The sequence below is a fragment of the Nonomuraea aridisoli genome, assembly GCF_003236395.1.
Taxonomy (GTDB): Bacteria; Actinomycetota; Actinomycetes; order Streptosporangiales; family Streptosporangiaceae; genus Nonomuraea; species Nonomuraea aridisoli.
This window is the reverse complement of record NZ_POUD01000306.1, coordinates 1-10451: the sequence shown is the minus strand read 5'-3', so window position 1 is coordinate 10451 and position 10451 is coordinate 1. Positions and strand designations below refer to the sequence as shown.

Annotated in this window: 10 protein-coding genes and 2 pseudogenes; 7 read left to right on the top strand and 5 right to left on the bottom strand. The window is 74.1% G+C overall.

The window, feature by feature from the left end; all coding sequences use genetic code 11:
- Positions 1-126 (top strand): annotated as a pseudogene (locus C1J01_RS52750) (aldehyde dehydrogenase family protein); the annotation flags it as partial.
- Between the two features lie 457 nt (positions 127-583).
- On the opposite strand, the pseudogene C1J01_RS52745 reads toward C1J01_RS52750, so the two are convergent.
- Both C1J01_RS52745 and C1J01_RS41415 read right to left on the bottom strand, forming a co-directional pair.
- Positions 584-1567, bottom strand: a pseudogene (locus C1J01_RS52745) (amidase); the annotation flags it as partial.
- 56 nt (positions 1568-1623) lie between these two features.
- Positions 1624-1914: a hypothetical protein gene (locus C1J01_RS41415; protein ID WP_111184519.1), complete on the bottom strand. Its 291-nt coding sequence runs from the start codon at positions 1912-1914 to the stop codon at positions 1624-1626.
- Between the two features lie 121 nt (positions 1915-2035).
- Between C1J01_RS41415 and C1J01_RS41410 the strand changes: the two genes are divergently transcribed.
- A complete protein-coding gene (locus tag C1J01_RS41410) occupies positions 2036-2911 on the top strand; it encodes an AraC family transcriptional regulator (RefSeq protein WP_111184518.1) in 876 nt (291 codons plus the stop codon).
- Here C1J01_RS41410 and C1J01_RS41405 read toward each other — a convergent pair.
- Together C1J01_RS41405 and C1J01_RS41400 are read right to left on the bottom strand one after the other, a co-directional pair.
- Positions 2874-3608 (bottom strand): SDR family NAD(P)-dependent oxidoreductase, encoded by a 735-nt coding sequence (locus tag C1J01_RS41405; RefSeq protein WP_111184517.1) that lies wholly within the window; start codon positions 3606-3608, stop codon positions 2874-2876. The two genes, C1J01_RS41410 and C1J01_RS41405, sit on opposite strands and share 38 nt — an antisense overlap.
- Positions 3605-4501 (bottom strand): NAD(P)-dependent oxidoreductase, encoded by an 897-nt coding sequence (locus C1J01_RS41400; RefSeq protein WP_111184516.1) that lies wholly within the window; start codon positions 4499-4501, stop codon positions 3605-3607. Before C1J01_RS41400 ends, C1J01_RS41405 begins: the two co-directional genes overlap by 4 nt.
- 90 nt (positions 4502-4591) lie before the next feature.
- Between C1J01_RS41400 and C1J01_RS41395 the strand changes: the two genes are divergently transcribed.
- Positions 4592-5758: a cytochrome P450 gene (locus C1J01_RS41395; RefSeq protein WP_220040367.1), complete on the top strand. Its 1167-nt coding sequence runs from the start codon at positions 4592-4594 to the stop codon at positions 5756-5758.
- Here the strand turns inward: C1J01_RS41395 and C1J01_RS41390 are convergent.
- A complete protein-coding gene (locus C1J01_RS41390; protein WP_111184514.1) occupies positions 5745-6740 on the bottom strand; it encodes an NAD-dependent epimerase/dehydratase family protein in 996 nt (331 codons plus the stop codon). The genes C1J01_RS41395 and C1J01_RS41390 overlap by 14 nt on opposite strands.
- Before the next feature lie 180 nt (positions 6741-6920).
- Between C1J01_RS41390 and C1J01_RS41385 the strand changes: the two genes are divergently transcribed.
- From C1J01_RS41385 to C1J01_RS41370, 4 genes are read left to right on the top strand one after another with little or no spacing between them, the layout of a single operon-like run.
- Positions 6921-7823, top strand: a complete 903-nt coding sequence (locus C1J01_RS41385; protein WP_111184513.1) for an ABC transporter ATP-binding protein — start codon at positions 6921-6923, stop codon at positions 7821-7823.
- A gap of 11 nt (positions 7824-7834) precedes the next feature.
- The gene (locus tag C1J01_RS41380; RefSeq protein WP_111184512.1) at positions 7835-8530 is read left to right on the top strand and encodes an ABC transporter permease; all 696 of its coding nucleotides are present in this window, start codon (positions 7835-7837) and stop codon (positions 8528-8530) included.
- Positions 8531-8534: 4 nt separating this feature from the next.
- A complete protein-coding gene (locus tag C1J01_RS41375) occupies positions 8535-9707 on the top strand; it encodes a sensor histidine kinase (RefSeq protein ID WP_111184511.1) in 1173 nt (390 codons plus the stop codon).
- Positions 9700-10341: a response regulator gene (locus C1J01_RS41370; protein WP_111184510.1), complete on the top strand. Its 642-nt coding sequence runs from the start codon at positions 9700-9702 to the stop codon at positions 10339-10341. The genes C1J01_RS41375 and C1J01_RS41370 overlap by 8 nt, the downstream gene beginning before the upstream one ends.
- Positions 10342-10451 lie beyond the last annotated feature (110 nt).

The window sequence follows — 10451 nt, the reverse complement described above, 5'->3', positions numbered from 1 at the left end:
GTCGACCGCCTGCTGGAACACCCCGACGTGCGCGGCGTCTCCTTCGTCGGCTCCACCCCGATCGCCCAGTACGTCTACGAGACCGGCACCCGGCACGGCAAGCGGGTGCAGGCGCTCGGCGGCGCCAGTGCCAGTCGGTGACGGCCTGGTAGGCGGCGACGACCGACAGCAGCCGGTCCTCGCCGTACGGCAGCCCGCCGAGGATCGTGCCGATCGGCAGCCCCGAGCCCGTGAACCCGATCGGGAAGCCGATCTCCGGCAGGCCGATCGCGTCGAAGGGCGTCGGCGAGGTCTGCACCACCACGTCGCACCGTTCGAAGGTCTGGTCCAGGACGCGTTCCAGCAGCAGCAGCTTGGCGCGCTGGCCGGTGACGTACTCGTTGGCGCCCAGGAGCGCGCCCTGCAGCCAGCCGATCACCGACACCCCGAACCCGCGCAGGTCCGACCGCAGGTACGGCATGAACGGCTCGCTGCGCTCCGGCAGCCGCACGTTGTTGAAGTCGTTGCCGGTGAGCACGTCCCACTCGTCGGGGTAGGGCACCTCGACCAGCGTCACCCCGCGGATCGCGGCCAGCTCCGCCAGGAACGCCCGGCGCGCGGCGGCGGTCTCGGACGAGCCGTCGGCGTAGCCGGGCAGCACCCCGACGCGGGTGTTCCAGCGCAGCCGCACCCGCCCGCCCGACCGCACGGGGGTGGCGGCGTCGATGAGCGCGGGCACCCGTGGCAGGCCCTGCGTCCGCGCGTCGGCCGGGTCCTCGCCGGCCATCGCGGCGAGCATGATCGCCGCGTCCTTGGCGTCGCGGGCGAGCGGCCCCGGATGGTCGCGGGTGTAGCTGAGCGGGATGATGCCGTAGAGCGACACCCGGCCCATGGTCGGCTTGAGCCCGGTGAGGTTCTGCGCGTTGGACGGCGCCGTGATGGAGCCGCCGGTCTGCGTGCCCGTGCCGGAGGAGGCCAGCCGCCCCGCCACGGCGGTCGCGGTGCCGGTGGACGAGCCGCCGGGGTTGACGCCCGGGTCGCCCGGCGTCCAGGCGTTGACCGTGGTGATCTCGCCCGACGGAGTGGTGGCGCGGGTGGTGGCCAGCGGACCCATCTGGGTCTTGCCGAGCACGATCGCCCCCGCGGCCTTGAGCGACGCCACGGCCGTCGCGTCGAAGCCCGGCACGAAATCGCGGAACAGGAACGAGTTCGCCGTGGTCGGCACGCCCTGCGTGTAGTAGTTGTCCTTGATCGCCAGCGGGATGCCGTGCAGCGGGCCGCGCGCCCGCCGGCGTCCCGCCGAGCGCGCCGCCTCCCGGGCGGCGTCGGCGAGCACCGTGTTGAAGGCCAGGTACGTCGCCTCGTACGCGTCGATTCTGGCGAGATAGGCCTCCACCAGCTCCAGCGGGCTGAGCCGGCGCTCGCGGATCATCCACGCGGCCTCGGCGACGGTGAGCTCCGTGGGATCGGACATGGCCTCGGGGCGCGGTTTGACGTAGGCGCCGGAGACGTCCAGGCCGGGCCGTTCCCTGACGGAGGCGTGCGCGGGCGACGGCCAGGCGCTCGCGGCGAGCCCGGCCGCGCCCATCGCCGCGGTCCTGGCGAGGAACGCGCGCCGGTCCACCGACCGGTCGGTAGGCCCGCTCATCGGCGCCACTCCACGCTGATCGACGGGTACATCATCGGCGCGCGCTGCTGCGACAGAGCGGGATCGGCGGAGCCGTCCGGCGCGGGCGGCTGGTAGGCCGCCAGCGACGTGACCGTGCCGCGCACGAACGAGCGCAGCGAGGCGAGGACGGTGTCGCGGCCCGGCGCGCCCGTCTCCGGGTCGGGGGTGGTGCCGGGGGGAAGCTGGTCGAGGTCGATGCCCGACGCCGCCAGGCGGGCCCTGATCATGGTGTCGAGCTCGGCGTCGGAGGGGGGTGCTGGGGTCACGGTGCCTCCAGAGCAAAGAGGGATCAACCGCCACATTCCGAGCATCGTGTGTCGGGCGGATGTCCCCAAGATCACAGCCTGATGAAGTTGATCGGCGCGCGGGCGCTAACGTGACGGAGCCATGGAGCACCTGCGGGCGGTGCCGGGCCACCGGTTGCGGTTCGGGCGCGGCGCCCAGGGGATCGAACGGCTGGAGGCGGCGCTCGTCGGCGAGGCGTTCTCCCCGCACCGGCACGACACGTACGCGATCGGCATGACGCTGACGGGCGTGCAGACGTTCCGGTACCGGGGCGAGCTGCGGCGCTGCCTGCCGGGGGAGTGGCACGTCCTGCATCCCGACGAGGAGCACGACGGCGCGGCCGGCACCGACGAGGGGTTCGGCTACCGCATCCTCTACGTCGACCCGTACCTCGTGCAGGAGGCGCTGGGCGGCCGCCCGCTGCCGTTCGTCGCCGATCCGGTCGTCGGGCCCGAGGCGATGGATCCGGCGCTGGCGGCGTGCCTGCGGCACCTGGACGAGCCGCTGGAGGAGTTGGCGTGGGTCGAGGTCGTCACGCTGGTCGCGGCGGCGCTGGAGCGGCTCGCCGACGCGCCCGCGCGCACTCGGTCCGGCGCCGCGGCCGGGCCGCCGCCCGTCGCGGCGCTGGCCCGGGTGCGGGAGCTCATCGCCGCCGATCCGGCCGTCCGGCGCACGGCCGCGGAGCTCGAACAGGTCTCGGGGCTCGACCGGTGGACGATCGCCCGGCAGTTCCGCGCCGTCTTCGGCACCAGCCCGACCAGGTTCAGGACGATGCGCCGGCTCGACCTCACCCGCCGCGCCCTGCTGAGCGGGCTGCCGCTGGGGGAGGCGGCGCTGGCGGCGGGGTTCGCCGACCAGAGCCACATGACGCGGATGTTCCGCCGCGCCTACGGGCTCACCCCAGGCCAGTGGCTCGCCGCCCAGACCGGATCGCCCGCGGTCACAGACCGCCCGCGACGTTCAGCACGGCTCCCGTGACGTACGACGCCTTGTCCGACAGCAGCCACGCGACCGCCTCCGCGATCTCCTCCGGCTTGCCGGGACGGCCCATGGGGATGCGCTCGGCCACCCGCCAGGCCCGGCCGGGCTCGCCGGCCCGCGCGTGGATCGACGTCTCGATGGTCCCGGGGGAGACCGCGTTGACGCGTACGCCGGGGGCGAGCTCCTTGGCCAGGCCGACGGTCATCGTCTCGACGGCCGCCTTGGTGGCCGCGTAGGCGACGTACTCGCCGGGCGAGCCCGTGCGGGCCGCGACCGACGACACCGTGACGATCGACCTGTCCGACTTGCCGGCCTTGCTCGGTCTGTCGGCCCACCGGCGGGCGGCCTCGCGGCACAGGCGCAGCGGGGCCACCAGGTTGACGTCCACGACCCGCCGCAGCTCCTCGTCCCTGAGCGCGGTCAGCGGGCCGATCCGGCTGGTGACCCCGGCGTTGTTCACCAGCCCCGTCACGTCGCCCAGCGACTCGGCGAGGTCGAAGAGGCGGCCCGGGGCGTCGTCGCCGGCGACGTCCAGGCGTACGGGATGGGCGAGCGGGCCGACGCGTCCGGCGAGCTCGGCCGCCTCCTCGTCGGAGCCGGAATGGGTGAACAGCACGCCCACCCCGTCGGCGCACAGCCGTTCGACGATGCTGCTGCCGATCCCCCGGGAACCACCGGTGACGATCACGATCACGCTTGCTCTCCTCGCGTCAGGCGCTCGGTCTCGGCCTCGACGGCCCGGACCACGGCGACCATATCCATCGCACCATGCCCGAGGGTCATCGCCCGGGAGAACAGGCCGTGGCAGACGTCGAGCAGCGGCGAGGCCACGCCCGACGCCCGCGCCGACTCGGCGATGAGCCGGTTGTTCTTCAGCACGTCGGCGATCGCGGCCTGCGCCTCGAAGTCGCCCTCGACGAGCTTGCGTGCCTTCTCCCGGGAGACGACGCTGGCCATCGGGCCCGCGTCGAGCACCTGCCGGAACCGTTCCAGGTCCAGCCCATGCCGTACGGCGAAGTGCGCGGCCTCGGCCAGGCCGCTGACCATGGTGATCAGGAAGAGGTTCACCGCCAGCTTCATCAGCAGCGCGCCGGGCACCGCGCCGCAGACGATCGTCTCGCGGCACATCGGCGCGAGCAGCGGCCGCACCTCCTCGACGGCTCCCGGGTCGCCGGCCAGCATGGCCACGAGCCGACCGGCCCGCGCCGGGCCGCGGGAGCCCGACACGGGCGCCTCCACGTAGTCGCCGCCGGCCTCGCGGACGGCCGCGGCCAGCTCCGCCGAGTACGCCGGTGACGTGGTGCCCATGTGGACGACCACGTGTCCGGCGACGTTCGCCGCGAAGCGGGACGTGCCGCGCCCGAGCGCGGCGTCCACGGCCTCCTCGTCGGCCAGCATGAGCAGCACGACGCGCGCCCGCTCGAACACCTCGGCGGGGCTCGCCGCCACCCGCGCGCCCTCCTGCCGCAGCGGCTCGCACCGGGCCGCCGTCCGGTTCCAGACGACGAGCGGAGTGCCCGCGCGGACCAGGTTGACCGCCATCGGCCGCCCCATGATCCCCATTCCGAGGAAACCCACCTCGTTCACGGGTCCCGTTGTAGCGCGCGCCGCCGCCGGGGTCTTGAACGATTGTGAACGCCCTTGATCTGCCGCCGTACGGGGCTCAGCATGGGCGGGGTGGACGATGACGCGCGCAAGATCCGCCGGCCCGCCCCGCACGACGGCTGCCCGGTGCGCCGGGCCGACGACGGCACCTGGCAGGTCACCGGGTACGCCCAGGCCCGCGCGGTGCTGCGCGACGCCGGCACCGTGCAGGCCGGCCTCGGCATCGAGACGGTCGAGAAGCTGCCCGCCCGGGTGCGGCGCCCCGTCCTCTACCGCGACGGGCCCGAACACCGAGAGCACCGCCGCCAGACCGCGAAGTACTTCACGCCGCGCCGCGTGGACGAGCACTACCGCGACCTGATGGCCGACGTCGCCGAACGTCGGCTCGCGAAGTTGCGGGCGGCGGGCGAGGCGCAGCTGCCGGAGCTGAGCTTCGAGACGGCGATCGAGGTGGCGAGCGCGATCATCGGCCTGACCTCCAGCAGGCCCGGCATCCGCGGCAGGCTGGAACGGTTCTTCCCCGAGAAGTTCGGCCGGCCCGGCCTGACCAGCTTCCACGGGGTCCACTGGCTGGTCCGCCAGAACGTCAACTGGCTGCGCTTCTACCTGGCCGACGTGCGCCCGGCCGTGCGCGCCCACCGCCGCGAGCCGCGCGACGACCTCATCTCCCACCTGATCGACGAGGGCTGCTCGGACGCGGAGATCCTCGGCGAGTGCCTGACCTTCGCCGCGGCCGGCATGGTGACCACCCGCGAGTTCATCTGCGTCGCGGCCTGGCACCTGTTCACCGACGACGCCCTCCTGGAGCGCTACCGCGCCGCCGACGAGCCCGGCCGCCTGGCGGTCCTGCACGAGATCCTGCGGCTCGAACCCGTCGTCGCGAAACTGCGCCGCCGCACGACGGCGCCGCTCTCCCTCGACGGCGGCGACGCGCCGGTCACGGTGCCGGCGGGCGCGCTGATCGACGTGCACGTGGACGCCGCCAACACCGACCCGTCGGGCGTCGGAGCGAGGCCGCTCGCGATGTGCCCCGGCCGCCCCGCCGACGGGGCCGCGCTCTCCTTCGGCGACGGCCCGCACCGCTGCCCCGGCTCCGGCATCGCCGTCCTGGAGACGGACGTCTTCCTCAGCCGCCTGTTCGCCCTCGACGGCATCCGCATGGTGGCGGCGCCACGGGTGACGTTCGCCAACGACATCGGCGGCTACGAGATCCGCGACCTGCTGGTCAGGGTCGGCTAGCGAGCGCGGCCAGCAGCTCCTTCTCCCTGGTGGCGCTCAGGCCGGCGCGGCGGGGCCGGTCGAGGCCCTGCTCCCGCTCCCAGGCCAGCAGGTCGGCGAGCAGCTCGGCTCGCGGGCGGTGCCGCAGCCCCGCCGCCTGCGCCGCCGCGCCCGAGCGGGCCGACCAGCCCTCCCAGCCCGGCTCGACGAGCCACATCGGCAACGACTCCGGCCCCATGTACTCGGCGACGCCCTGCCGGAGCAGCCAGTCGGGATCCGCCGGCACGACCGGGCCGGTGTGGCCCGCGACGGCGCGGCACTGCTCCACCCACTCCCCGAACGGCACCACGGGCCCGACCGCGTTGTACGTGCCGGTGGTGCCGTTCTCGGCGCAGTCGAGCAGCCAGGCGGCCAGGTCGCGAACGTCGATCACCTGCGTGGGCAGCTCGGGCGAGTCGGGCACCAGCAGGGGCCCGTGCGGGTCGCGGGCGGCCCGCGCCGCCCAGTAACCCGAGCGCCCGCTGTGGTCGCCGGGCCCGCCGATCAGCCCGGCCCGCGCGATGACCAGGCGGTCGCCCACCGCCTCGGCGCCGGCCAGCTCGCAGGCGACCTTCGCCTCGCCGTACAGCTCCCTGTCCACCTCGTCACGGTCGGTCGGCTCCAGCAGGGGCGTGCTCTCGTCGGCGCCGGGCACGCCGTGGGAGGCGTACGCGTTGCCGGAGGAGACGTACGTCCAGTGACCCGCCCGGTCGGCCAGGGCCGCGAGCGCGCCGCGCACCATGCCGGGCTGCCACGACACCTCGACCACCGCGTCCCACTCCCGGTCATGCACCCGCTCGTACGCGCCGGCCGCCCGGCGGTCGGCGACGACCAGCTCCGCGCCGTCGGCCACCGGCCCGCTCTCGCCGCGCGCCAGGCACGTCACCGCGTGCCCGCGCCCGATCGCCTGCCGGGCCACCTCACGCCCCAGCCACGCCGTGCCGCCAAGAAGGAGAAGATTCATGAACGCACCCAACCACCCGGAACGACGCCGCCCCTAACGAATTCGCACCCGGCGTAAACCAGCACGGATCGGCTCGCGGCGCCATCAACCGAACGGTGGATTCGGGAACCAGCACCATCGCCCGCCGAGTGTGGCCGGCGGGCCGATTCGCGGCGGGCGCCGGGGCACGACGCTTGAGCCATGGCAGTCATCGACGTCACAGACCTCCGCAAGAGGTACGCCGGCCGCCCCGTCCTCGACGGGGTGTCGTTCGCCGTGGAGGCGGGCGAGATCTTCGGCATCCTCGGCCCCAACGGCGCCGGCAAGACCACCACCGTCGAATGCGTCGAGGGCCTGCGCCGGCCCGACGGCGGCTCGATCCGCGTGCTCGGCCTCGACCCGTACACCGACGGGCGCGCGCTGCGCGAGCAGGTCGGCGTGCAGCTCCAGCACACCCAGCTGCCGGAGAACATCAAGGTGTGGGAGGCCCTCGACCTGTACGCCTCCTTCTACGCCAGGCCGCGCGACTGGCGCGAGCTCCTGGAGGAGTGGGGCCTGGCGGACAAGCGCGACGCCCGCTTCGGCAAGCTCTCCGGCGGCCAGCGGCAGCGGCTGTTCATCGCGCTGGCGCTGGTCGGCGATCCGCGGGTGGCCTTCCTCGACGAGCTCACCACGGGCCTCGACCCGCAGGCCCGCCGCGCCACCTGGGAGCTGGTCAAGCGGGTCCGCGACCACGGCGTGACCGTGGTGCTGGTCAGCCACTTCATGGACGAGGTGGAGGAGTTGTGCGATCGTGTCGCCGTCCTCGACCGGGGCCGCGTCGTCGCCCTCGACACCCCGGTGGGGCTGGTCGGCGGCGAGCAGCGGATGCGGTTCACGCTGCTGCCGGGCGACTCCGTGGCGGGCCTCGACGCGCTGCCCGGCGTGACCGACGTGACCAGGACGGGCGACCGGGTGGTCGTCACCGGCAGGGGCGACTTCGCCACGGCGGTCACCGCCCACCTCGCCCGCCACCGGGTGACGGTGAGCGACCTGCGCATCGACCGGCGCACCCTCGACGACGCGTTCGCCGCGCTGACCGGCCGATCCTTCACCGACCGATAGGAGACACCACCATGACCAAGCTCGCCGTCGTCGAGCTCAAGCTGCTCGTCCGGGAACCCGGTGCGGTGTTCTCCCTGCTCATTCCGCTGTTCATCCTGGTGGTCTTCGGCAGCTCGATCGAGCCGGGCGACACCGTGCTGCTGCCGATGGCGCTGGCGATCGCCGTGGGCCTCGTCGGCCTGTACATGCTGCCCACCACCTTGGCCACCTACCGCGAGCGCGGCATCCTGCGCCGGCTGTCCACCACCCCGGTGCGGCCGGCGAACCTGCTGGTGGTGCAGGTGCTCCTGCAGCTCGTGCTCGCGCTGGCCGCCTGCGGCCTGCTGATCGCCGTCGCGGGCGCCGTCCTCGGCGCGCACCTGCCCACGCGGGTGCTGCCCGGCGCGCTCACCTTCCTCCTCGGCACGGCCGCCATGTTCGCCATCGGCCTGCTCATCGCCGCCCTTGCCCCGAACGGCCGCTCCGCGAACGGGATCGGCGTGCTGCTGTACTTCCCGCTGGCGTACCTGGCCGGACTCATGCAGCCCGCGAGCCAGATGCCAGCTATCGTGGCCGCTGTCGGGGAGTACACCCCTATGGGTGCTTTCCGGCTGTCCATGCAGGACGTCTGGGCGGGCGGCGTGCCCGATCCGCTGCCGCTGGGCGTGATGGCCGCGTACGCACTGGTCGTCAGCGTCCTGGCGGCCCGGTTCTTCCGCTGGGAGTGAGCGTATGAGCGGCCGGCTCGACCGATCGGAACGGCTCCTCGAGCGCCTGATGGCCGCCGTGCCGTACGCGCTGCTGGCCGTCTCCACCGTGGTCGCCCTCGCCACGGACGGCCCGTCCTGGGTCATGCTGGGCCTCGCCGCGCTCGCGGCGGCCTGGCTGCGGCTCGCGACCGTGGCCGCCGTGCCCCGCGCGGTCTACGTGACCGGGCTGGTGCTGCTGATCGGGGCGCTGTGCACGCAGGGGGTGTGGTTCGCGAGCTTCTTCGGCTTCGTCGGATACCTGCACTCCTGGCACTACCTGAAGGACGCCTGGCGGTTCGCCGGGGTCACCGCCACGGCCGCGATCAGCGTCATGACGTACTACGGCGGAGTCCCCGCGACCCCGTCGGCCGGCCTCGGCCAGCTGTTCCTCACGGCGGCGATCGTGGCCGCGGTTGGCCTGTTCAGTTTCGTCGGCGAGATCACGGCCGAACGCAGCGCCGAGCGCGAGCGCATGGTGGCGCGCCTGGAGGCGGCCATGGCGGAGAACGCCGGCCTGCAGGCCCAGCTGCTGTCCCAGGCCCGCGAGGCGGGCGTGCTGGACGAGCGGCAGCGCATGGCGGCCGAGATCCACGACACCCTGGCCCAGGGACTGACCGGCATCGTCACCCAGCTCCAGGCGGCCCGGCAGGACCCGGACTGGCGGCGGCGCGTGGACCTCGCGATCGGGCTGGCGAAGGAGAGCCTGGCCGAGGCCCGGCGCTCGGTGCACGCGGTGGGCCCCGGCCCGCTGGAGACGGCGCCGCTGCCCGACGCGCTGGCGGAGGTCGTCGCCCAGTGGGGCGAGCTCCACGGCGTGCGCGCGGATTTCACCGTCACTGGTACGGTCCGTCCCATGCATCCGGAGGTGGAGGAGACGCTGCTGCGCACGGCGCAGGAGGCCCTGGCCAACGCGGCGAAGCACGCCGCCGCCTCCCGGGTGGGGCTGACCCTGTCGTACATGGGAGACGTGCTCACCTTGGACGTCCGCGACGACGGCGCCGGCTTCGACCCCGAGCGCGTCCGCGACGGCGGCGGGTTCGGGCTGACCTCGATGCGCAAGCGGGTCAGCAGGCTGGCGGGCACCCTGGAGATCGAGTCGGAGCCCGGCGCGGGCACGGCGATCTCGGTGAGCGTCCCGGCGGTGGCCCGTGGCTGAGACCCCGATCCGGCTGATCATCGCCGACGACCACCCCATCGTGCGCGACGGGTTGCGCGGCATGTTCGCCGGCGACCCGGGCTTCGAGGTGCTCGGCGAGGCGGCCGACGGCGCTGAGGCCGTCGAGCTGGCCCGGGCGCTGCGGCCCGACGTGATCCTCATGGACCTGCGCATGCCCGGCACCGACGGCGTCACCGCGATCAAGGAGCTGGCCCGGCTGGGCGTGCCGGCCCGCGTCCTCGTCCTCACGACGTACGACACCGACCGCGACGTCATGCCTGCCATCGAGGCGGGCGCCACCGGTTACCTGCTCAAGGACACCGGCCCGGAGGAGCTCATCCGCGCCGTCCGCACGGCGGCGCGCGGCGAGGCCGTGCTCTCCCCGTCGGTCGCCACCCGGCTGCTCGGCCAGGTCCGCGCCCCCGCCGACCCGCTGAGCGCGCGGGAGCTGGAGATCCTCCGCCTCATCGCCGCGGGCGCCACCAACCGGGAGGCCGCCGCCCGGCTGTTCATCAGCGAGGCCACCGTCAAGAGCCACGTGCTGCACATCTACACCAAGCTCGGTGTCAACGACCGCGCGGCCGCCGTCGCCACCGCCTTCCGCCGCGGCCTGCTCACCCTCGACGACGACTGACCACTTTTCATCGGGTCGGGCCCGCGCCGGCGAGGAATTTGTCGGGGGCGTCTTGTAGCGTGCGGGTCGCTGGAGACGGGGCCCCTCGAGGGTCCGCGGCTCGGGAGGGT

Excerpts from the sequence above, each read along its gene's own strand:
- C1J01_RS41410 (WP_111184518.1), top strand. The coding sequence starts at position 2,036 with ATGGAGCACCTGCGGGCGGTGCCGGGCCACCGGTTGCGGTTCGGGCGC.
- C1J01_RS41390 (WP_111184514.1), bottom strand. The coding sequence starts at position 6,740 with ATGAATCTTCTCCTTCTTGGCGGCACGGCGTGGCTGGGGCGTGAGGTG.
- C1J01_RS41385 (WP_111184513.1), top strand. The coding sequence starts at position 6,921 with ATGGCAGTCATCGACGTCACAGACCTCCGCAAGAGGTACGCCGGCCGC.
- C1J01_RS41380 (WP_111184512.1), top strand. The coding sequence starts at position 7,835 with ATGACCAAGCTCGCCGTCGTCGAGCTCAAGCTGCTCGTCCGGGAACCC.
- C1J01_RS41375 (WP_111184511.1), top strand. The coding sequence starts at position 8,535 with ATGAGCGGCCGGCTCGACCGATCGGAACGGCTCCTCGAGCGCCTGATG.